This window comes from Pseudomonas mohnii (genome assembly GCF_900105115.1).
In the GTDB taxonomy this organism is placed as follows: domain Bacteria; phylum Pseudomonadota; class Gammaproteobacteria; order Pseudomonadales; family Pseudomonadaceae; genus Aquipseudomonas; species Aquipseudomonas mohnii.
On record NZ_FNRV01000001.1, the window covers coordinates 2,740,506 to 2,763,684 of the forward strand.

The 23,179-nt window shown below is 58.7% G+C and carries 16 protein-coding genes; 6 read left to right on the plus strand and 10 right to left on the minus strand.

Annotated features, from left to right (window positions below):
* Positions 1-4: 4 nt before the first annotated feature.
* The 3 genes from BLV61_RS12745 to BLV61_RS12755 are packed head-to-tail and all read right to left on the minus strand — an operon-like array spanning position 5 to position 3,393.
* Positions 5-1,435 (minus strand): N-acetylmuramoyl-L-alanine amidase, encoded by a 1,431-nt coding sequence (locus tag BLV61_RS12745; protein WP_047536714.1) that lies wholly within the window; start codon positions 1,433-1,435, stop codon positions 5-7.
* Positions 1,436-1,906, minus strand: coding sequence for a tRNA (adenosine(37)-N6)-threonylcarbamoyltransferase complex ATPase subunit type 1 TsaE (gene tsaE / locus BLV61_RS12750; RefSeq protein ID WP_090465440.1), 471 nt, complete (start codon positions 1,904-1,906; stop codon positions 1,436-1,438). It abuts the gene before it with no gap.
* Positions 1,894-3,393 carry an NAD(P)H-hydrate dehydratase gene (locus BLV61_RS12755; protein WP_090465444.1) on the minus strand — a complete coding sequence of 500 codons (1,500 nt, stop codon included), beginning with the start codon at positions 3,391-3,393 and terminating at the stop codon, positions 1,894-1,896. Before BLV61_RS12755 ends, tsaE begins: the two co-directional genes overlap by 13 nt.
* A gap of 63 nt (positions 3,394-3,456) precedes the next feature.
* Here BLV61_RS12755 and queG point away from each other — a divergent pair, with 63 nt between their 5' ends.
* Positions 3,457-4,527 (plus strand): tRNA epoxyqueuosine(34) reductase QueG, encoded by a 1,071-nt coding sequence (gene queG / locus BLV61_RS12760; RefSeq protein ID WP_090465447.1) that lies wholly within the window; start codon positions 3,457-3,459, stop codon positions 4,525-4,527.
* Positions 4,528-4,540: 13 nt separating this feature from the next.
* Here queG and BLV61_RS12765 read toward each other — a convergent pair whose 3' ends face one another.
* From BLV61_RS12765 to orn, 5 genes are all read right to left on the minus strand, one after another.
* Positions 4,541-9,289, minus strand: coding sequence for an RHS repeat-associated core domain-containing protein (locus BLV61_RS12765; protein WP_090465450.1), 4,749 nt, complete (start codon positions 9,287-9,289; stop codon positions 4,541-4,543).
* A gap of 90 nt (positions 9,290-9,379) precedes the next feature.
* Positions 9,380-10,414, minus strand: coding sequence for a hypothetical protein (locus BLV61_RS12770; protein ID WP_244159869.1), 1,035 nt, complete (start codon positions 10,412-10,414; stop codon positions 9,380-9,382).
* A 357-nt stretch (positions 10,415-10,771) separates the two neighbouring features.
* Complete coding sequence (locus tag BLV61_RS12775; RefSeq protein WP_244159871.1) at positions 10,772-14,560, minus strand: dermonecrotic toxin domain-containing protein; 3,789 nt, start codon at positions 14,558-14,560, stop codon at positions 10,772-10,774.
* Between the two features lie 329 nt (positions 14,561-14,889).
* On the minus strand, positions 14,890-15,501 hold the full coding sequence (locus tag BLV61_RS12780) for a trimeric intracellular cation channel family protein (RefSeq protein WP_047536697.1): 612 nt from the start codon (positions 15,499-15,501) through the stop codon (positions 14,890-14,892).
* Between the two features lie 244 nt (positions 15,502-15,745).
* Positions 15,746-16,288: an oligoribonuclease gene (orn, locus tag BLV61_RS12785; protein ID WP_047536695.1), complete on the minus strand. Its 543-nt coding sequence runs from the start codon at positions 16,286-16,288 to the stop codon at positions 15,746-15,748.
* A gap of 107 nt (positions 16,289-16,395) precedes the next feature.
* Between orn and rsgA the strand changes: the two genes are divergently transcribed.
* From rsgA to BLV61_RS12805, 4 genes are all read left to right on the plus strand, one after another.
* Positions 16,396-17,427 carry a small ribosomal subunit biogenesis GTPase RsgA gene (rsgA, locus tag BLV61_RS12790; RefSeq protein WP_047536692.1) on the plus strand — a complete coding sequence of 344 codons (1,032 nt, stop codon included), beginning with the start codon at positions 16,396-16,398 and terminating at the stop codon, positions 17,425-17,427.
* A 211-nt stretch (positions 17,428-17,638) separates the two neighbouring features.
* Positions 17,639-18,046 (plus strand): TIR domain-containing protein, encoded by a 408-nt coding sequence (locus BLV61_RS12795; RefSeq protein ID WP_047536690.1) that lies wholly within the window; start codon positions 17,639-17,641, stop codon positions 18,044-18,046.
* 2 nt (positions 18,047-18,048) lie between these two features.
* Complete coding sequence (locus BLV61_RS12800; protein WP_047536687.1) at positions 18,049-19,008, plus strand: caspase family protein; 960 nt, start codon at positions 18,049-18,051, stop codon at positions 19,006-19,008.
* Positions 19,008-19,499, plus strand: coding sequence for a toll/interleukin-1 receptor domain-containing protein (locus BLV61_RS12805; protein WP_047536684.1), 492 nt, complete (start codon positions 19,008-19,010; stop codon positions 19,497-19,499). Before BLV61_RS12800 ends, BLV61_RS12805 begins: the two co-directional genes overlap by 1 nt.
* Positions 19,500-19,548: 49 nt before the next feature.
* On the opposite strand, the gene motB is transcribed toward BLV61_RS12805, so the two are convergent.
* Both motB and motA read right to left on the minus strand, forming a co-directional pair.
* Positions 19,549-20,619 carry a flagellar motor protein MotB gene (gene motB, locus BLV61_RS12810; protein ID WP_047536681.1) on the minus strand — a complete coding sequence of 357 codons (1,071 nt, stop codon included), beginning with the start codon at positions 20,617-20,619 and terminating at the stop codon, positions 19,549-19,551.
* Between the two features lie 2 nt (positions 20,620-20,621).
* A complete protein-coding gene (gene motA, locus BLV61_RS12815) occupies positions 20,622-21,473 on the minus strand; it encodes a flagellar motor stator protein MotA (protein WP_047536678.1) in 852 nt (283 codons plus the stop codon).
* Between the two features lie 165 nt (positions 21,474-21,638).
* Between motA and BLV61_RS12820 the strand changes: the two genes are divergently transcribed.
* Positions 21,639-23,177 carry an HDOD domain-containing protein gene (locus BLV61_RS12820; RefSeq protein WP_090469881.1) on the plus strand — a complete coding sequence of 513 codons (1,539 nt, stop codon included), beginning with the start codon at positions 21,639-21,641 and terminating at the stop codon, positions 23,175-23,177.
* The last annotated feature ends 2 nt before the right edge of the window (positions 23,178-23,179 follow it).

Here is a 23,179-nt window from a genome sequence, read left to right on the forward strand (position 1 = left end):
TGATTCATTCTTTGGCCGCCAGTTCAGTGCCGGGAATGGTCAGGTGCTGACCAATCTTGAGTTCGTCGCTCGACAGGTTATTGGCACTGCGCAGCGTGGCCGGCGACACCTGGTAACGCACGGCGATCATCGCCAGCGTCTCGCCCGGGCTCACCCGGTGGTCACGCGGGCCCTGGGCGATTTTGCCCGAGTCACGCAACCAGGCGATGTAGGTGCCAGGTGGCGGGTTTTGCTGGAAGAACTGACGCACGCCACTGCTGATAGAGCGCGCCAACGCCTGCTGATGGCTCGACGCCGCGAGTTTCGAGGCTTCATTGGCGTTGGAGATGAACCCGGTTTCCACCAGAATCGACGGAATATCCGGCGACTTCAGCACCATGAACCCGGCCTGCTCCACCCGCTGTTTGTGCAACGGCGTGACCCGGCCGATGTTGGTCAGGACTTTCTGACCGACGTTCAGGCTGGAGGTCAGCGACGCCGTCATCGACAAGTCGAGCAACACGCCTGCGAGCATGCGGTCCTTGTCGTCGAGGCTGACGTTGCCGGCACCACCGATCAAGTCGGAACGGTTTTCACTGTCGGCCAGCCAGCGCGCAGTCTCCGACGTGGCGCCGCGATCAGACAGGGCGAACACCGAGGCCCCGAATGCGGCAGCTGAAGGCGCGGCATCGGCGTGGATCGAAACGAACAGGTCGGCGCCCTTCTTGCGGGCGATTTCGGTACGGCCGCGCAAGGGAATGAAGTAGTCACCGGTACGGGTCAGTTCGGCACGGAAGCCTTTCATGCCGCTCACCTGGCGTTGCAGTTCGCGGGCGATGGCCAGCACCACGTCTTTTTCGCGCTGACCGCGAGAGCCCGAAGCACCCGGGTCTTCGCCGCCGTGGCCGGCGTCGATCACGACAATGATGTCGCGCTTGCCGGCCGGCGCTGGCGGCAGCTTGATTGCAGGTTCCGCAGGAGTAACCGGCACTGCCGGCACGGTCGCGACCGAAGGCGTCGGCGCTGGAGGTGGCGCGGCGTCGGACGGATTGTCGAACAGATCGACCACCAACCGATTGCCATACTGCGCGCTCGGTGCCAGGGAGAAACTTTTCGGGGTGACAGCCTTTTTCAGGTCGATGACCACCCGCAGGTCGGTCGGCGTGCGTTGGGCCGAGCGCATGGCGGTGATCGGGGTATTCGAGGTGTTGACGCTCAACGGCGAACCCAGGGTCGCGCCATTGATGTCGATGACCAGGCGATCCGGGGATGTCAGGGTAAAGACACTGTGCTGCACCGGGCCCGTCAGATCAAACACCAGTCGCGTGTTGTCCGGCGCCCGCCACAGGCGAACACTGTTGACCTTCGTGTCGGCCACAGCGTCGACGGTTACCGCCAAAAACAACACCCCAACGGCAGCAACCAACGCGCGAAAGCGCATACCTAACCCCATCATTTATTTGGATTCCAATGCCAAAGCGGCACACCAGGACTCGCCACGCGAGCCTTGAGGCAAAATTTTCAGCGAACGCCCGCTGTCATGCGGGCTAATGGTAATGGTCAGGTCGGGCTTTGGCAAAAAGCCTGCACCCTTGTCAGGCCATTCGATCAGGCACAGCGCGTCATCTTCGAAATAGTCGCGGATGCCGAGGTACTCCAGCTCTTCCGGATCGACCAGGCGATACAGATCGAAATGAAAGGCACGAATATCGCCGATCTCGTAGGGCTCAACCAAAGTGAAGGTCGGACTTTTTACCGCCCCGACATGCCCCAGGCCACGGATGATGCCCCGGGACAGCGTGGTTTTCCCCGCCCCCAGATCTCCCTCGAGAAAGATCAGACCGTGCCCTTTCGTGGTTTGGGCGATGCGTGTACCCAATTCAGTCATCGCCGCTTCATCAGCCAGGTACAGGGTTACTTCAGACACGGTGCTTGCTCCTCCAACAACTGACGAATGGCTGGAATCAGATCACTGGCCGCCAGCCCACGGCCGAATTTACCTTGTTGCTCACCGGCATTGGCATGCAGCCAGACCGCCAGGCACGCGGCGTCGAATGCCTCCATGCCTTGGGCCAGCAACGCGCCGACCAAACCCGCCAGCACATCACCCAACCCGGCGGTGGCCATCGCCGGATGCCCCTGGTGACACACTGCCAGCCGCCCGTCCGGACTGGCGATCAAACTGCCGGCGCCTTTGAGCACCACGACCGCTGTATATTTTTTGCTCAGCGCATGGGCCGCGGCGGGCCGATCCGCCTGAACTTGCGCCGTGCTGATGCCTAACAAGCGAGCCGCTTCGCCCGGATGCGGGGTAATCACACAATCCCTGGGCAACCTCACCCGCTCCTCAGCCAGCATGTTCAGCGCGTCGGCGTCCCAGACTTGCGGCAACGGCGCGTTGGCGGCAGCCGACAATAGACTGCGCCCCCAAGCCGCCTGGCCCAAGCCTGGGCCAACCACCAACACGGAAACCTTTTGAAGCAATCCCATCAGTTGATTGGCTGACGAAGCGCCCACCACCATCGCCTCGGGGATCCTGGCCAATGCGGCAGGCACGTGTTCGCTGCGAGTGGCCACCGACACCATGCCGGCACCGCTGCGCAGCGCACTTTGCGCACTCAGCAGGATCGCACCACCGAAACCGCGATCGCCGCCGATCAGCAGCACATGGCCGAATTTGCCTTTATGGGAAGCAGGCTGACGCGCAGCCAGACACGGCAGCTTGCCAGCCGTCAGACGACGGGCGCTGACCGGCGCGCTTTCAAGTAACTGCGGATCGGCGTGCAAGTCGTTGAACACCAGTTCGCCCACCACATCCGCCGCGTCACCGGTGAACAAACCCACTTTCAAACCGATGAACGTCACGGTCAGGTCCGCCCGGACCGCGTGAGCGAGGATGCGCCCGGTATCGGCGCTCAGACCGGAAGGGATATCCACCGCCGCCACCGGCAGACCGCTGGCATTGATCGCAGCAATGGCACTGGCATACGGGTCGCGCACGTCACCGCTCAGACCCGTGCCGAGCAAGGCGTCGAGCACGACACCGCGCAATTGCGACTGCTCGCGCCACGCCTCAATAGAGACCTTTTCAGACACGGCCTCGGCATGTGCCAGGCCAGCATCGCCTTGCAACCTTTGCGGATCGCCTACCGCCAATACCCGCACCGTCCATCCGGCGCGCCGGGCCAGCACCGCCACCAGATAGCCATCACCGGCATTGTTGCCTTGCCCTGCCAACACGCTCAATTCGGTCGCCGATGGCCACTGACGAACCAGCGCTCGCCAGGTTGCCCGAGCCGCACGCTGCATCAATTCGAAGCCCTTTGTTCCGGCCGCGATCAGGCTCGCATCAAGTCCCCGGACCTGTGCGGCGCTGTACAGCGCGTCGGGTAAATCATCTTTAGTGTGCGGCATGCGTCTTCAGGCTCCGATGTCTGGCAGAATTATACGCACCTCAGCTCCGGTTTCTCTCGCCTCATGCCCGCTATTACTCCAGACCTGCCCACTCTCGCCCAATCCATCAAGGACTGGGGCCGCGAGCTGGGCTTTCAGCAAGTCGGCATCAGCGGTCTCGACCTGGGCGAGCATGAGCAGCACCTGGAGCGCTGGCTCGACGCCGGCTACCACGGCGAAATGGACTACATGGGCGCCCACGGCAGCAAACGCTCGCACCCGGAAGAACTGGTGCCGGGCACATTGAGAGTCGTTTCCCTGCGCATGGACTACCTGGCGGGCGACACGCAAATGGCGCAAATGCTCGCCCAGCCGGAAAAAGCCTACGTCTCACGTTATGCCTTGGGCCGCGATTACCACAAATTGATCCGTAAACGCGTGCAACAACTGGCGGAAAAGATTCAAGCTGAAATCGGCCCGTTCGGCTATCGCGCCTTTGTCGACAGTGCGCCTGTCCTGGAAAAAGCCATCGCCGAACAGGCCGGCCTGGGCTGGATCGGCAAGAACACGCTGGTTTTGAATCGCAAGGCCGGCAGTTATTTCTTCCTGGCCGAGCTGTTTGTCGATTTGCCGTTGCCGGTGGACCCGCCCCACGCCACCGAGCACTGTGGCCGATGCAGTGCCTGCCTCGATATTTGTCCAACCAACGCCTTCGTCGGCCCCTATGTGCTGGACGCCCGGCGCTGCATTTCCTACCTGACCATTGAACTCAAAGGCGCGATCCCCGAAGACTTGCGACCACTGATCGGCAATCGAGTGTTCGGTTGCGATGACTGCCAGATCGTCTGTCCGTGGAACCGCTTCGCCCGGCCGTCCGGTGAAAGCGACTTCAAGCCTAGGCACAATCTGGACAACGCCGAGCTGGCCAACCTGTTTATGTGGGACGAGGATAAATTCCTCAACAGCACCGAAGGCTCGCCGTTGCGCCGCACGGGTTATGAAAACTGGTTGCGTAACCTGGCGGTGGGCCTGGGCAATGCGCCTTCAACGATTCCGGTGCTGGAAGCGTTGAAGGCGCGGCGGGAATACCCGTCGGAACTGGTCAGAGAGCATGTGGAGTGGGCACTGCGTCAACACTCGGCCCGACAGGCTTAGCCGGAGTGCCGGGTCAGGTATGCCCTCCCACTTCCAGAATGGTGACTAACCGATCAGTATCATCCACCAGATACGTGACACGATCTTTCCCTCCGATCCGCACCTCCCACATGTTGACTTTGTTGGTTGCGTTGCCTTGGGCGTCTCGACCAGCCTTGGAGACGCTTTGCAGCATTTTTGGATAAGGGTTATCCATGTTTCGCGCGGCCTCGGAAGGGTCGACTCCCCCGTGATAAATGGCGTTCTTGAACTTGTCGTACTCGCCCTGTTGGGATTTGCCCAGTTGCTTGATGATCTTGTCGGGCTTGGCCAGCTTGATTTTCCAGGGGCCGTTCCCTCTGAAAGCGTCATCCATACCGGCTGTCGCGGCCCGAGCCGACCTTGAAGTTCCCTGTCCCATTCCCCTGGCCATGGCCCTCGCTGCATCCGCGGGTTTTCCACTCAACCCGGGCTTGAAGGCATTAGCCAATTTACCCCCCCATTGCGTGGCACTTTTGCCCAAGGCGCCCAAACCGGCCCCTGCCGACAGCACACCAGTGGCTAGGCTGGCCCAGCCCAAAATCTCTCCGATGCCTGACTGCGGCGCCACTTCGTCGACAATGATGCCGGCAATCCCCAACGTTGTAGATGCCGCCGCCAGCGTCAGGCCAATAACCGCCAGTGGCGTGGCTGCGCCCATTGTCACGACACTCAGGGCAAGGCCGGCAATAGACATTGCTATCCCCAATAAGGCTTTCCAGAAATGCCCTGTCGGGTCCACCCGATTGATGGGGTCGCCGCCGCAGTAGGCGTAGGGGTTCAATCCGCCGGCGCCGAACGGGCTCATGCTGTCCGGGCTGACAAAGCGCATAAGCACAGGGCTATAGGCACGGTAGCCATTGCCCAGCAAGTACAAGCCTGTCGAAGGATCGAGCGCTTCGCCACTGAAACCCAGCACGCTGAACAGGCCGCCCTCTGCCAGACGATGTCCATATGGGCTGTAGGCAAAATCCTGGCGCCGCGACCCAGTGACTTCGCTCAACACACTCTGCTGCTGGTCGGCACCCAACAACCTGGTGCCGGCGCCCTGCCCTTGCCGGTTCTGCCCCAATAAAATGCCGGCATTGCGCAAGCAGGTGCTCTGGTCCCGGCCGCACACTTCGTTCAGCACGCGGCCTTCGCGGTAATATCGCTGGGTCGGCGGGTCGACCGGCTGCGACAGTTCGACCAACCGATCCTGCGCGTCGTAGTGATAGCCGCGCACCACGTCCCCGACGGCGCTGGCCACTTGAGTCAGGCGCCCTAGCGCATCGTAAGTCAGCCTGCGGGCCTGTTCGTCCCTGATCAACTGACCGTTGGCGTCATACTCCAGCACGACCGGCGCCGGATAATCCTTGTGGCTGTGCCGGATGCCGATCAATTGAGTAGGATCGCTGGCACTGTAATCGAAGGAAGCCAGGTTTTTACCGCCGGGAAATTCGGTTTCCAGGGAGACGATGTTGTCCATCGCATCAAACACGTAGGTTTGCTTGATGATCTCTTTGCCATATGGGTCGCGCGGTCGGTGCGTGCCACGACTGCTGTAATGGTTCAGGCGCCCCCGCGAGTCGTACGTGAAGCGCTCGTCACGTATGACGTCATCGCCGCTTTTCAATGTGCGCTGCGCCAACTTGCTGGTCGGTGTGTAACTTGAAGTCAGGGTTTGGCTGCCTGATCCGCTGGCCTCGAAACGGCGTGAGATTTCGCGCCCCAGATCATCGTAAGCCAGTCGGGTGACCAGCGAACTTTCCCCCTTCATGTCTTGGGCGTCGACCTCAGTCAATTGGCCCAACGCGTTGTAGGCAAATGCGGCTTTGAGTGCATGTTGTTCAAACGATTTTGGACGCCCCCATTCATCGTAATCCGTCGTGTGTCGGTGACCGAGCACATCGGTGCACGTGAGGGGACGCCCCCCCAAGGAATAGCTATAGAGAGCCTTGTCCTGCTTTTCTCCCACGATGGACAGCTCACGCTTGAGTCGCCCGGAAGGGTAATACTCGAAACGGGTCTCGCGTCCTTGTTCCATACACATCGTCGGCAGGCCGAGCGTCGGATGGTAGGCATACCTGGCCACTGATCCATTGGCACTGCGTTGAATCACTTGCCCGCCCAGGTTGCGTTCGTACTGGTATTCGATCCTTTCACCGCCTGGTGCCTGCTCCCAGGCGGGCTTGCTGAAGCCCGACTCGAACCCCACCCTGGTCACTCGACCGCCGACGTTGCTCTGGATCAGCCGTCCGACCCCATCAAAGGCCTGCTGACCCAGACTACGGCCCGCGACTTTGACCTCGACGGGCATTTGTCCGGGACTATGGAGTGCATACTCGGTTTCCACAGCATGGCCATCGGGCAATACACTGCGCCGGAGTCGATTGAATACGTCGTACTGATAACGCGTTGTATTCCCCACCGGATCGGTTCGACTGACAGCCCTTCCCAGGCCATCATATTCGTGAAGGGTCTTGCCCAGACTCCTTCCCTTCAGGTCGAACACCTCGACACTTTCGGGTTTGCCGAAACCCTGGTAGAGCGTGACGGTCTTGCCCATGCCTTCCTGCCACTGCTCTTTGCGAAGGGTCACTGGATCGAATTCCACGTGCTCTTTTCGACCGTCACCATGGAGTGTGGTTTTTACCTGCCCCCAATCATCAAAGATGAAGGCGGTTTTTATCGCCAGGGGAGCGCCCTGCAACCAGTCAGTGCCGGTTTCTTCGATGAGCTGGCCCGCCGCGTCGTATTGCGCCGAGTAAACCAGGCGTAGCGGCCCATCGGCCTGGTGGTCGCTGTCTTGCTCCTCGATACGAATCGTACGCCCGAGACCGTCAAAAGTGACGCGCTGCTGCTGGCCGTTTACGTCAGTGCTGACAATCGTCGCCGGCGTGCTATTGCCAACCGCAGGCTGATAGATATTGCGGCGCCTGGCGGTATATGCGGTGTCAGGCGCCACGGTCTCCGTCACCACTCGGCCAAGAGCGTCGTACTCGAAGACAACGGTCCCTTCATCCTCGTTGCGCTCGGATGATTTCACCCCATTGAGGGCCGAATAGGCGGTGGTGACCGTTTTGCGGGTGCCATCAAATCCTATCAGCGTGGTTTGCAGCGTGCGGGTCGTGCCACCATGGCTGTACTGGAATTCAGATTGGGTCGATTGGCCATTACAGGTGATGGTTTGCTTTTCCAGCAGACCGTGAACCAGGGGATCGGTGGGGCGATCGATGTAAACCAGGTCAGTTTGAGAGCAGAGCGTCTCGCTGCCCTGTACCCGTTCAAGAAATTGCTCGTGCACGCGGACGATGTTCTGCACTGATGCGCCGTTCACCCCACGCTGTAGCTGATAACGATAACGTGTGGTGGTGGTCTCGGCCGCAGCGAATCCAGGTGCTGGAAAGACTGTTCGCTGTTTCTCGAACCGCACGAAACCCAAAGGGTCCGCCGGACAGCCATCGGCGCCCGCCGCCGGGTAGAACTCACAAACCGTGGTCACGCCACTCGGTTCGACCTGTTTGAGCAAGTTGCCAAAAGCATCGAATTCGGTACGCAGAACCTCGTCCCGCGATGTGTTCGTCTCGCGGTCGTGGTAACGCAGGGTCTGAATTCTTGGCAACCTGAACTGTGCTGGTTGCTCTGAAAAATCTCTGCGCGGATCAAGGTGATACTCAATCCGTTGCGAGGTAGCCACCTTCTTGCAATTCGCCACCTCCGAGACCTGCAGATGATATTTGTTGTAGGTACGGACAGTAGAGCGATGAACCTTCCCATCCAGCATCAAGCGCTCGGTCGAAGTATAGGAATAGTCGTCTGAAGCCTGATAAAGATTATCTCCTTCCTCCGTCCACTTGATGCCCTCGGCGTCGAAGCCCAGAAAATTGTTGTCGGAAAACTCGTAATTGGTGGTTATCGCCGGCTGATTATGCCGAGGGAACACCGTATGCGAGTTGACATAGGGAATGGATCGCAGGGGAGCTCCGCGCGGAAACCGATGCCCCTGCTGCTGATAACCAATGAACTCGCGTGCACCCAGCGGCGAGTCGACTTGCTTCAGATAACTTCGACCTTCGATATCCTCGTACGTCAGGATCCACGCATCACCGGTCGGCAAATCAATGGATACAACCCGGTCATTGACGAGCGACAGAACAAAGCGCGCCTCACAGGGGGTGCCGGGGTATTGAACAAGGCGAACTGCACCAGGGGTGCGCGAAACACTCAGCAAAATACGCTGATCGTCCCTCGCCTCCCTGAGTATTGGCTGATCGTTTATAGCGGTGTAATCGAGCGTGATGCTGCCGCCATTTGGCGCGACAATCCGCTTTGGAACCGCTATGTCACTCGCACCGTAGACTTCGAGTTCTTCACGCAGGCCGTTCTTATGCACAATGTCGTAGCGATTGGGTGCGGGACGACTGGCCTTGATGGTTTCCAGCTTCAGTTCATCGAAGGCCAAGCGTGTGGCCAATGTCCTGGCCTTATAACTTTCGCCACTGGACAGCGTTAGCGTCTGCGCCGCCGAGTCATAGCGGGTCAATGCCAGCGACCATCCCACCCCCAAACCGATATCAGCGCCATTGAGCGGATTGAAATACAGGTTGATCGGCAAGGAGGGGCCATTTAACCCACCGGACTTGATTTCACCCATCGTTATGGAGCAGGTATAAATTCCCGTACGTGGGTCGACCCCCCCGGAAATAAAATCATGAAAATTAAAAGCATTCGAATAAATATTTCTTGAATTACTTGTAGTCATTTGACGTTCCCATCAGCATGAATCCCAGTCTCTTTCATAGAGACGAGACTGGCGCCAAACTTCCGAAAAAATTCAGGCGCCAAGCGAGTATCAACCCCTGCGCAGATTAAACTTGAGATTATGCTCGTCTATTTCGATCGACAGGGCATGATCATTACCGTATTCATCAATAACGGTAAACGGAAACACCTCATTTCGAGTCTGAAAATTACCGCCAAGTCTTGACGAAAAACCATTAACCAACGAGAGCTCCCCAGAACGTTTATGCACTTCGATATCGTATTGCCCGCCGGGCAAATTGACTCGAACACTTTTCTGAGTAGCAGAAGGTAAAACACCAGTGAAATACTTGATCGCCCACGCGAGACTATTCGGGCGCACCCGACAAAACTCTATTGGGTATCTGTCATCCGGGTTGTACCTGGTACTTTCCCAAGAGAACAGTTCAACCTGTCTCGAACCAAGATAGAGCCCCAGATGGTATAAGCTAAAACTGTTAAATGCATCACCAACCTTGAGCTGCTCCGACTCCCAGCGAAATTGTTCAACGGCATAAGTCGCCTTTTTCTCAGCATGAAGAACGACACTATTGTTTATTTTTGTGCCACCTGGGTTAGTTGTATTGTTACTTCTGTAAACTTTCCCTTGCAGCGTCACCTCTACCGCGACTTGTGTCTGTCCGACCACAGAGGACGACACCCAAAACACCAGAGGTGCCTGTCGAAATGCGGAAAGACGATCGCTGACCAAGGACGACAGCCCCCATCCCGGCACCTCGTGGGAATACTTGTTCTCGACATGGCTGGAGTTCCAGCCCTGCAACGGTCTGCCGGTATAGACATCCTGCTGCAAGGGCTTGCCAGTGTGATATTCAATCAGCCTTGCCGAAACCAGGTCAGGAAAATATGGCAGCGAAACAGCATTGCCATCTGCATCCTGGGCTTCTACAAAGACCCATACCCTCACTTGCATTCTGCCATTGGCATATAACCGTTTCGACTCAACGCCAGGCGCTTCGAATCTGACTTCAAGCCGGGTAACTTTATCGATCTGCACGGATGCCTGGGCTTGCAAAGCATTTGCAACAGAACCCACTTCGACACCAACTTCTTTCGAATCACTCATATCCATATTCCTTGCCATTTTTTAGTAGCAACCTTTTGGCTGCATTGGATGCTGCACCCAACAACTGGCAACTTCACCAACTGCCTGACTACACGCGCTTACCAAAAACAAATAACAAGAAAGATAGATCGCGACCATTCATAAGATTAACAGACTATTTCCACTCCCCCCTATAACCACCGAGAACACTCAGCACTCGAAGAAACGGAAGAGCTGAAGACCGCACGCCCTCTAACTTAAGCACTTGGCGCGTGACCATCTCAGCTCTTCTTGACTTGATATTTCTAAAACCAGACCGGCTACAGCCCTCAGAAAAACACGCAGCAATCGCAACAACAATCAATACATCGATTGTGTTCAGTCGTCATCCACACTACTTTCATCACCCGTTTCCAGCCCACTTTCATCGGATTCCGTTTCGATACCCAGATCATGAAATTCGTCTACCAACTCGTCATCCACCTGAATCAGGATCTGCTTATCAATGCTGAAATTGTTTTTATATTCGGCAACACGTTGTTGACTCGCAGCACTCAGGGGGTTATCCGTAAAGTTGTAATTCACAGGGCGGGTATCAGGCACATCGAATAACTCATCAGGCATTTCTACAATGTCATTGAACGTCAAGTCGGCAAACGCCAATTTTTCCAACCCAAACAGTCCATCGGGCACTTCCCTCAATCCGGTGGACTTCAAGTGGAGCCGCTCAAGCTTCTTCATGTGGACCACCTGAGGGCTGAGACCCAACGGATTATTGTCCAGGTCCAACTCTTCAAGGTTCTCCATATGAGCCAACCCTTCTGCAGTAGCCTGCGTCAAACGAAGGTTGCAATTCTCGAGCGTCAGGCAGATGAGTGATCGCATCTGAAAGGTCTCGACAGGGAAGGCTTCCAGGCGAACGCCCCTCATCGTCAGGAACTGAAGATTGGGGAAGCGTTCAAGAAAGCGGCCCGCCCTTAGACAACCACTGCTGTTGACCAGCAAAAACTCGGACACATGACTGAAATCCGCCGACAGTTCAGGCAAGTCGCCAATGACGTCCAGTTTTGAAAAGAACCGGCTAGTGTCAAAGCGGTTTTCCGGGGTCAGTTGCCGGCGCCAACAGGCCTTCACCACCTCAATGAAAGCGGCGCGGTTACGCCTTTGCGCGGCGCTCACTTCGGCAGACAGTGCAACATCCGTCAGAGGGTGACGGGCGGGCACATCGTCGGCCCAGATCTGCAGGTCATTGAGCAGTGTCAGGTGTTCATTTTCCAGGTGGGCCAGGGCTGGCAACGGATCGGCACCCAGGCGGGTCTCTCGCAAGGTCTGTAAATCTTCTTCCGCCAACGTGGGAAACAGCCTGCGCAAGCGCGGCTCAATCGCGCCGGATGCCGCGGGCAGGCTGTCACCACCGCCCAGCAAATAACCAGAACGACCAACCGCCAGCCCCATGGGAGAGCGCGTACCGGGTTCCAGAGGCGGTTGCCCGAACAACGCTCGCAATTCGGACCGCGGCAGCAATGGCCGACGCCTGATGGCCTGCTCCAACTCCCCCCCCTGCCCGACGTGAGGCAAACCAATGGCTTCGCGCTGCGCCTGGGGCAACGCATGCTGGACAGCACCGAACAGATTATCCAGGCCATGGAGCGCCTCGCCATGCTCATCAAAGGCCTCGTATCGCCCCTGTTGCCTGACCAGAACCTTGCGTATCGGCGCATCGGGGCGGCCGATGCTGTCATGCAGAGCGCCCGCCACATCGACGTCACGCACTTCGATGCGAATGTCCGCCGACCAGCCGTCGAGCGTTTCGAGCATATGCAGGGCCAGCATGTCCGTATCCGTGCTTGATTGCGCCTCCAGGTAGAGTCCCTCATAGGCGCGGTTCAGGCGCAATTCACGCAGGTAGTACAGCGCTTCGTGAGCCATTCGCCGCGGCATGCCATGCCTGTTGTGCAGGTGCAGGCGTTCGGCGGCTCCGGACTCGGCCCACAACTCCTGCGCGATCGTGCGCGGCAACCGTGGAAAAATCCGGCGCATCTGCCGGGTGTGGCTGTCCGCACCTGACTCGAAAGCCTCCTCAAGGGCCTCGAACAACTGTTCGCGACGGGTTTGTGCCCATTGCGCCATGCGGCTGCGCAGCAGCGAGGCACGAACCGTCACTGACGGCAGCGCGTCACCTGGCGCGGTGCTTAACCCAAGGAGTCTTTTCAGGGCCCCCTCTTCCAGTGTGGTCACAACGGTTTGAATCACGTTGCCGTCAAGCAACTGCCCCTCGGACAACACCACCTCCTGCGTCTTCAGCAGCTCCAATTGCAGAGACACGTCAGCCTTGGCGTAAATGCCAGGGTCCGGGCTCGCGACGTATTCACGGAATGCCCGAACCCGCTCATCGACCTTGAAACGTCGAATCGTATCCTCCAGCAAGGCCGGTGGACGCCGCGCGTGAACGTGCAGGTGCCGCAGCATCGCTTCATCGATCCCGCTGACCGCCAATATGCGTTGCGCGGTCTCGTCGGAAAATTCTGCAACCGAGTGCCCCAGCCGCCGGAACAGTTGCGCACCCTGCCATTGCATCGGTCGCTCGACCTCGTGGGCCCAGGCGCCGGCGCCGTTGTGGGCGAGTCGCGGTCGGTAGGCGTCGGCCCGCTGCGGGTGGCGAATGGAATATGTACCGCCTTCAGCCTCGGCGCCCACTGCATAAGTGCGCCCCTCAAGCGTCAGAAAGGTTTTGCCAGCGTGATGCTGTAGCCCCTGCTCGTCCGGTATGCCGCCGGTCGGCAGCGCGGCGGTTTGTTCGTAGGGTTGCAGGTCGGGATTCCATAAACGCATGCGACCGTCGGACAGTGCTACCGGTTTAAGCCCCTTGATAAACGCCGACGGCTTGAGGGGAAGCACCTTTCCGGCCACAGCCCCCACCACCCCGAAAGCGCCGAGTTGCGCGAGGTTCTCGGCGATGACCAGCAGATGATCAGCCGCTTCGGACACTTGCCCTTCAGCCCAATCGAGAACACCGGTAAAGGCTTCATCGAGCAATTGATAAGCGGTATACGCCAGCATCACTTCACCCAGAAACGGCACGAAGGGCATTGCCACCAGGGTTGCGACCTGCACGACGATCGAAGCCACGTTTTCCAGGCTGTCCCACAGCGCCCAGCGCGACTGGCGATCCTCATCGGCCGTGGGCACGGCGATGATGCGCGCGTCATTGAGGATTTTGTCGAGCTTGTCCTGATACAGCCATTGCCATGGATCACCCTGAACCGGGTGCGCGTGGAATCGCAACTTGGGGTTGTCAACGGGCGTGCGTCGCCAGGCCGGCCGTGGGTCACCCGGCTGTACTGCGTGCCAGGTCTCGGCATTCAAGTGCTGGTCGAGCGCGGCAAAAAAATAACCGCGCTGCTCATGGGCGATAAACCGGGCAAAAAACCGTTGATAGGCCGGTGAACGCAGTTGCTCCGTCAATGCCGTCTTGAACGCCAGGGCCGACGGGTACTCTTTGATCGGATGCTGCGGATCGTCAGGCACGTACACGATCAACGGTTCCACGCGCGATGAGCCTTCCAGATCACCCGCCAGCACCATGATCCCGGTCAGCCGGGCCGTCATGATCTGCAATTGGTAGCAGCGCAACGCCAGACTCGCCACGCCATCCAGCAGCCGCAGCAGCGACGCCAGGGAATCGGTGCCGATGTCACCTTTCATCCGCGCCAGGAGCACAGCCGCCCTGAACGCATCTTTTTGACTGGTCTTGACCCTGAACGCCAGTCCGACCCGGGCCACTGAATCCCTGGGTAACAGAATCGCCTCCAATTGTGATGCGTACTGACCGCCGATATCCAGTTCGCGGCACATTGAAGCAAAGGCGCCGATCGTTATTCGTTCGTTAATGGGCAATACATGAAAATGGCCATGGCTATCAGGTTCGCTGATAAAACAGGATGCATTATCAAAGTACTGGTCAGCGGTTTCCTTCTTCTCAAAGTTATGCAGGGCCGCGTCTAACAGGGAAAGGGTTTTAACTTGATACCCCGGCAAAATGCCTTTGGGCAAATAGAGCCGCACGTATGAGTGGGTAACATCGAGTTCGACGCCAAAACGATTCTTCAGCGCCTGGCGCAGCAAGGGCTCGGCAAACCGACGGGCATCGGCCAACGACTCAAACACCCGGTCCAGCTTGGCCTGGGATATCCAGCTGGCTTTGACAGCCTGCGCCAACTCTGCGTGTGAAGCCGCTGATACCATTCGGTACCATTCAGGAACGATGACAGGCGCTTGCCGCAAAGCCAAGCGTCTGTCGGGTGATGCCTGGGTTAGCCAATCCGGAATTTTTTCTTCAATGAATCGCTTATGACCATCATCAGTGCAATGTTCTAAACATAGATCAACCATACAAGCAGCCTATAAACCGAAGTTGAACTTCAGCTTATAAAAACCAACCACCCAGCCTGCGTTAAATAATTACCGCATCTTCGCTTGCACGTTATGCAGATCCTTCACTGCTCATCGTTATAGACAAACTTTGGCATTTCCCAGTGAAAACGAATCGCCAACAAGCGCAACAGGAAACCGCCGAACAGGGTGATCAGGATGGCCTGTTCGCCGGGCAAATTCAGGTACAGACAAAGCATGTAGCACCACGCCGCGGCGAACGAGACGCTGGCGTAGAGCTCACGACGGAAGATCAGTGGAATATCGTTGCAGAAGATATCCCGCAGGATGCCGCCGAACACCCCGGTGATGACCCCGCTGACCGATGCGACCAGCATGCCATGGCCCATTTCCAGGGCGGTCATGCAGCCGATCAGGGTAAACGCCACCAGACCGACGGCATCGAGCACCAGAAACAGCGAACGCAGGTGACGCATCCAGCGTGCCGTGAACACCGTCACCATGGCCGCGACAGAGGTCAACACCAGGTATTCCGGGTGTTTGACCCACGTCAGGGGGTAATGCCCCAGCAGCACATCACGCACCGATCCCCCGCCCAGCGCCGTGACGCACGCAATCAAGACCACGCCAAACCAGTCCATGCCGCGACGGCCCGCAGACAGGGCGCCGGTCATGGCTTCGGCTGTGATGGCGATCAGGTAGAGCATCAGCAACATGGTGGCGGTCCTTGCAGAAAGGCGCGCAGTCTACTCACTTCACCCAAGCACCAAAAGAGGGCAATCGGAAAACCTTTGGCGAGGGGCTAGCCGGGACGCCGCACCGCCCTGTTGGCGTGCTAAGCGCTCCCTTGCAGCCTTCCAGTCAGACCGCGTTTACAGGTTTACGACTGCTGCGCAGCCGAGCGGGGCGGTGCGGCGTCCCGACAAGCTGCCTCGCCACAATGGCCCTCGCGATGCATGATCAGAACTTGATGAAATGCTTGCGGTAGTGCTGCAACTCGGCGATGGACTCGCGGATGTCGTCCAGGGCCAGGTGGGTACTGCCTTTCTTGAAGCTGTCACGCACATCCGGCGCCCAGCGCGCCGCCAGTTCCTTAAGCGTGGACACATCGAGGTTGCGGTAGTGGAAATAGCTTTCCAGGGATTTCATGTGGGTATAAAGGAAGCGACGATCCTGGCAGATGCTGTTGCCACAGATCGGCGACTTGCCCTTCGGCACCCACTTTTCGAGGAACGCGATGGTTTCGGCTTCGGCCTCGGCCATGCTGATGCGGCTCTCGCGCACGCGCTGGGTCAGCCCCGAACCGCCGTGTTGACGGGTGTTCCACTCGTCCATGCCGGCGAGGACTTCGTCGCTGTGATGGATGGCGATCACCGGGCCTTCGGCCAAAGTGTTCAGGTCACTGTCGGTGACGATGGTGGCCATTTCGATGATGACGTCGGTATCCGGGTTCAGACCGGTCATTTCCAGGTCAATCCAGATCAGATTCTGCGGGTTTTGCATGTGTCGGCTCCTAGGCAATGCTGCGCAGTTTAGCCTAGGCCGGTGGCCGGGCGTGCTAAACTCGCGGCCGTTTTACCTAATCGCTGCATTCTTTATACGGAACACCCATGGCCAAACGCCAACTCAATCGTCGTCAAAACTGGCGCATCGAAAAGATTCAGGGCGAACGCGCTGCCCGCGCCGCCAAACGCGAGTCCTCGGCTGTCGAGGCACTTGAGGGCGGCGACCTCGGCCCGGAACAGCACGGTCTGGTGATCGCGCACTTCGGCGTGCAAGTCGAAGTCGAGGCCGTAGATGGCGAACAGGCCGGTGAGGTTTTCCGTTGCCACCTGCGCGCCAACCTGCCGGCGCTGGTGACCGGCGACCGAGTGGTCTGGCGTGCCGGCAACCAGGGCATCGGCGTGATCGTGGCCCAATTGCCACGCAACACCGAACTCTGTCGTCCGGACAGCCGTGGCCAGCTCAAGCCAGTTGCGGCCAACGTCGACATGATCGTGATTGTCTTCGCCCCGCTGCCCGAACCCCATGCCAATCTGATCGACCGTTATCTGGTGGCGGCCGAACATGCGGGCATCAAGCCGTTGCTGTTGCTGAACAAATTCGACCTGATCGACGAAAACAACGCGCCGGCCCTGAACGCTCTGCTCGCGGTTTACCGCACGCTGGGTTACCCGGTGCTGGAAGTGTCGGCGCACCATGGCAACGGCATGGAGCAACTTCAACAGCAGCTGGACGGACGCATCAGCGTGTTCGTCGGCCAGTCCGGTGTCGGCAAGTCATCGCTGGTCAACAGCCTGCTGCCCAACGTCGAAACCCGCGTCGGCCCGCTGTCCGAACTGTCCGGCCAGGGCACGCACACCACCACCACCGCGCGACTGTTCCACTTCCCCGGTGGCGGTGAGTTGATCGACTCCCCGGGCATCCGCGAATTCGGCCTGGGCCACGTCAGCCGTGCCGACGTCGAAGCCGGTTTCATCGAGTTCAACGACCTGCTCGGCACCTGCCGCTTCCGCGACTGCAAGCACGACCGCGAGCCTGGTTGCGCCCTGCTCAAGGCCCTGGAAGATGGCCGCGTGCAACAGCAACGAATGAACAGCTACCGCTCGATCATCGCCAGCCTGCCGGAAAACGGCTACTAAACAGACGCATCGCCCGCCCTGCCCCCAGTGGGGCGGGCGATCGCTCGTTCCTGCCTACAAATACCCTCTCGCCTTAAACGTCAGACGCCTCTGTAAGACACCTGCCCACGCACTTGCAGGGCATTTCTGATTCACCGCGCAAGCCTTGTTAGCGCCACTCAATTGCATACATTCGAACCCTCTTCGCATTCAGGCGACACCGAGGGCACCCATGCAAACCTATCACCTGTTCATCAGCCATTCGTGGAACTACTCCGATGCCCACGACAGACTGGTAAAACTGCTCACCGCGCACCCGACCTTCACCTTCAAGAACTTTTCAGTCCCCCCACACAATCCAATCGTTGGCGCACAAACCGACAAGCAACTTGAGCTGGCCATTGAAAACAAAATCCGCCCTTGTTCGGCGGTGCTGATCATGGCCGGGATGTATTCGGCCTACAGCAAATGGATCAACAAAGAGATCGAAATCGCCAAGCGCATGGGCAAGGTGATCATTGCGATCAAACCATTCGGCGCCGAGCGTATTTCCACGGTGGTGCGGGACGCCGCACATGCCGAATGTGCGTGGAACACCAACAGCATTGTCAGTGCCATTCGTCAGCATACGGCGGTGTAACCATGCGCAAGGGATTGTTTATCGGCATTAACAACTACACCCATGTTTCCCAGTTGATTGGCTGCAACAACGACGCGATGGCCATGGCCTCGGTATTGAAGACCGACGCCAATGGAGATCCGAACTTCAAGAACATCGTGCTCACCTCCGCCGAAGACTACTTGAGTCGCGAAAAGCTCGAAGACCAGATCCGCGAACTGTTCTCCGGTGACTGCAACGTCGCGCTGCTGTATTTCGCCGGCCACGGCAGTTTCGACCTCGATACCGACGAAGGCATGCTGATCCCTCAGGATTACAAGTCCGCAAAGGACGGCATCCGGATCAGCGATATCCTGAACTGGGCGAGCAAAGCCACGAAAATCAAAAACAAGGTCATCATTCTCGACTGCTGCCAGGGCGGGTCGGCCGGCGAAATACGCGCATTGCGCAGCGAGAGCAGCGTGATTGGCGAGGGCATGACCATTCTGACGGCGTGCAAAAAAGAACAGCCGGCGATGGAAGGCGCCGGCCACGGAGTCTTCACCGGTTTGCTGCTTCAGGCATTGCATGGCGGTGCCGCGAACATTCTCGGCAAAATTACGCCCGGCAGCCTCTATTCATTCGTCGACAACGCCCTCGACGCCTGGGAGCAGCGGCCGGTGTTCAAGACCAATGTGTCGCAGTTCATTTCCCTGCGCGAGGTCTCGCCGCTGATCCCCAAGGAAATCCTGCGCAAGCTGCCCGAGTGGTTTGCCGAAGCGGAGTCGGTCTACCCCCTCGCCCCCAGCTTTGAGCCCACCGAACCTGAATTCAACCCGGAGCACGGCGAAGTCTTCGCCCAACTGCAAAAGTGCAACCGCCACAGCCTGGTCGAACCAGTGGATGCCGAACATATGTATTACGCGGCCATTCACTCCACCGGATGCCGCCTCACCGCCCTCGGCGCCTATTACCGCGAACTGGCCATCAAGGGACATTTCTGATGCCTGTGTTTATCAGCTACCGCCACATGGATCGCGCCTATGCGATGAACATCAACAGCCGCCTGATGCAGGCCAACATCAGAACTTATCTGGATGTGATGGACCCAGAGTCCCAGACCACCGACGACATCACCGGCGTAATCACCCGCAATATCAGTGAGTGCACGCATTTGCTGGCGGTGGTATCGGAAAAAACCGCGCTGTCCTGGTGGGTGCCGTTCGAAATTGGCGAGGCGACCATTACCAACCGGCGCATCTGCTCGTTCAAGACCGGACCGACAGAATTGCCGCTGTACCTCGATAAATGGCCGAAACTGACGCGTGAAAAGGACATCGATTTTTTCATCGAGGCCTATCGCGATGAAGCGACACTCAAACGCTCGATGTCACTGGAATCGCTCACCGGCAGCGAATCTGTACGAAGCGTCAACAGGACTAACGCCGATCGCTTTCATACTGACCTCAAATCCAGAATCTCTCGCGGTTTCTGAAATCGCGCCCACAAAAAAGGCCGACAGCGATGTCGGCCTTTTTTGTGGATCACTGCTTCGGCGCTGGGGCCGGTGCAGTGGCGGGGGCTGGTGCCGCACTCCCGGGTGCTGACGGTTTCGGCGCCGGATCTTCGAACAAATTCAGACGCTCACGAAGCTCGTGGGCCGGCAGCGGTTCCTTGTCCGCCGGCAACGCATTTGGATCGGCGGGGGTAGCCGGCGCTGCTCCGGGCGTCTCGCTTCCTTTCGTGGCATCAGGGGCAGGTTCGGCCCCTTGCGAGCCTTCGATGGCGCGTTGGGCTTTCTTGGTCAGCACGATGATGTCGATACGACGGTTGATCGGATTGAACGGATGTTCACGATCAAACAGCGCCGATGAGGCATACCCCACGACACGCGCCACCTGCTGATCCGGATAGCTTCCCGCGACCAGCGCACGGCGGGCGGCGTTGGCACGGTTGGCCGAAAGTTCCCAGTTGCCGAAATCACCGGTGCCGGTGTACGGCTTGGCATCGGTATGGCCGCTGATGCTGATCTTGTTCGGCACCGCTTTGATGGTGTCGGCCATGGCCAGCAGGATGTCTTCGAAATACGGCTTCAAGCGAGCACTGCCGGAGTCGAACATCGGCCGGTTTTCGGCGTCCACGATCTGGATGCGCAAACCGTCCGGAGTGATCTCGAACATGATCTGGTCTTTGAATTTCTGCAGCTGCGGATTCTCTTCGACCTTGTTCTGCAACTCTTGCAGCAACAGTTCGAGACGCTCCTTCTCGACCATCTCGGCCATGCCTTCGACCTGTTCGGCGTCGACGGTTACCTTGTCCGGTTGTGGCTGGGACTTCACCTCGGGGTTGAGGGTGTTTTCCGGCGCCAGGGTCGGCGTGCCGCCCAGATCGATGATGTACGGCGTGCCGCTTTCCGAGAAGCCGATCGGGTCCTTGAAGTAACCGGCGATGGCGATCTTCTGCTCCGGCGTCGCCGTGGACAACAGCCACAACACCAGGAAGAACGCCATCATCGCCGTGGCGAAGTCGGCGAAGGCGATTTTCCAGGCGCCCCCGTGATGCCCACCGGCGTAGCGCTTGACGCGCTTGATGATTATCGGCTGATTGTTCTCCATGCTTAACGACCGCGGACCGCTTGTTCCAGCTCGGCGAAGCTAGGACGGTGCGCCGGGTACAGAACCTTGCGTCCGAACTCCACGGCCAGCGATGGCGGCATGCCGGAAGCCGAGGCGACCAGCGAGGCCTTGATGGCTTCGTAGACGTTCAGTTCTTCCTTGGAATCGTGGGCCAGGGAAGTGGCCAGCGGACCGAAGAAGCCGTAGGCGGCGAGAATACCGAAGAACGTACCGACCAGTGCCGCACCCACGTGCAGGCCGATGGACTTCTGGTCACCTTCGCCCAGGGACGCCATGGTCACCACGATACCCAGTACCGCCGCGACGATACCGAAACCGGGCATGGCGTCGGCGACGCCGTTCACGGCGTGGGATGGATGCTCCAGGTCTTCCTTGAGGCTGAAGAGTTCCATGTCAAACAGCCCTTCAAGCTCATGAGGTGCCATGTTGCCGGAAGACATGATGCGCAGGTAATCGCAGATGAACGCCGTCATGCGCTCATCCTTCAGGACCGCCGGGTACTTGGCGAAGATCGGGCTCGCGGCGGCATCTTCGATGTCACCTTCGATCGCCATCATGCCTTCACGGCGGCTCTTGTTGAGAATTTCGTAGATCAGGCCCAGGACTTCAAGGTAGAAGCCGTGGCTGAAACGCGAGCTGAACATGCTCAGGGACTTCTTGAGCACGTGCATCGTCATGTAGCCGGGGTTGGCCTGCAAGAATGCGCCGAGGGCCGCGCCGCCGATGATCATCACCTCGAAAGGCTGGATCAGGGCTGCAATTTTGCCGTGGGAGAGCACGTATCCGCCGAGCACGCTCGCGAATACGACGATGATGCCGATAATTTTAGCCATAGGTAGGAGAGCACTTACTGAGTCGGGTTCAAGGTCATATTCGGAAGTTAAAAAATCTCTTCTTCTACTTATCGGCAAAACTGCGCCAGACTATAGCCAGTTCAGGCGAAAAGCCAATTTGACCCACTCCGGGCACAGTTAACGCTGACGATGATCGCCTCCACCATGGTTAACGAAACGAACGTTCCAATTCCAAAACCGACCACACTCGAAGGCTGGGTCAAGCTTCTGGATGATGTGCGCCTGCCGGTTCCCAAGGCCATCCATGACCGTGTCTGGCTGGCCATTCGCGACCATCGCAGCTCGTTGCGCGACATCGCCGAATTGATGCAGGAAAGCCCGCCCCTGGCCTTGAGCGTGATCCGCGAAGCCAACCGGCATACCCATGGCAGCATGACCGAGCCGGCGGAAAACCTTGAGGTCGCCATCAATCGCCTTGGCCTCAAACGCACTGAAGAATTGCTCGACCGGATGCCCGTACTGCCGCAAACCGACATCCCCAAAGCCCTGCGTCAGTTGCAGATGATCAGCCAGCACGCCACGCAACAGGCCAATGGTTTTTTTGCCAGTCGCCTGGCGCGCCTGTGGCAGGACATCTACTGGGGCAGCCTGTTGTTTCTGTCGCCGCTATGGCCACTGGCCCTGACTCACCCGCAATTGCTGGAGGACTGGGAACTAAGGGTCATTCATAAAGGCGAGTCGGCGCGCAGGGTCGAAAAGCAATTGTTTGGCGTACGCCTGCTGGACATCGGCCAGGCCCTGGCGGACATATGGCGCCTGCCGATCTGGGTGCAGCAGGGCTACCGTCTGCTGCTCACCGAGCAACGGGAACTGGTGAAGGTTCTGCGCATTGCCCGCGACAGCGAGCATCCATTGCGCCAGCAGAACCGCCTCGATGACGATCCGACCCTGCGCCGCTGGCTCAATCAACCGGCCAATACCGTGTTGCTGGCCAACGGTCTGGCATTGTCGGCGCACCAGGCCTGGGACAGTCCGCACAGCCAGCGGTGGCAGTATCTGACCAGCCTATACCTGCAAGTACCGATGGAAGACGTGCAACAGCAATTGCACCAGCAGGCCGCCAACAGTGCGCGCCATCACGCCATGCCTGACCTTTGGCACCCCGCCGAAGCGTTGATCTGGCCGTGGGGCATGAATCGCGTCCATGCCGCTTTGCTGCCGGCACCCGCGCCCACCGCCGAGGACCTGGCGAAATGGCGCAAGCAATGCGCCGAGCTGTTGGTCGAACCGAGTCACTTCACCAATGCCATGCACTTGACCATCGCTGCCCGGGACGCCCTCGTCGCCTGCGGCATGCGCCGCGTGATGATCCTGATGGCCGACCGCACCCACGCCAACCTGCGAGTGCACCAAACGGCGGGACTGCCCAAAGAAGTGGCGGCGATGAACTTTGCGGTCAGCCAAAGCACCGTGCTGCAACGCTTGCTTTCGCAACAGGCCCAGGTACGGATTAACCCGACCAACAACGCACAATTTTCAGCCCTGCTGCCCAACGGCCTGCGCGCGCAGTTCAGCGGCGAACACCTGCTGCTGCGCTCACTGGTCAACAATGGCCGGGTGATCATGATTGTCGTGGCGGATCAGGGCGGCGGGCCGTTTTCGGAAATCACCGTGCAAGCCTTCGGCAAAACGGCACAGTGCATCGAGAAAGCGCTGCATAACTTTAGCCGCCGCGGCCAATAGCG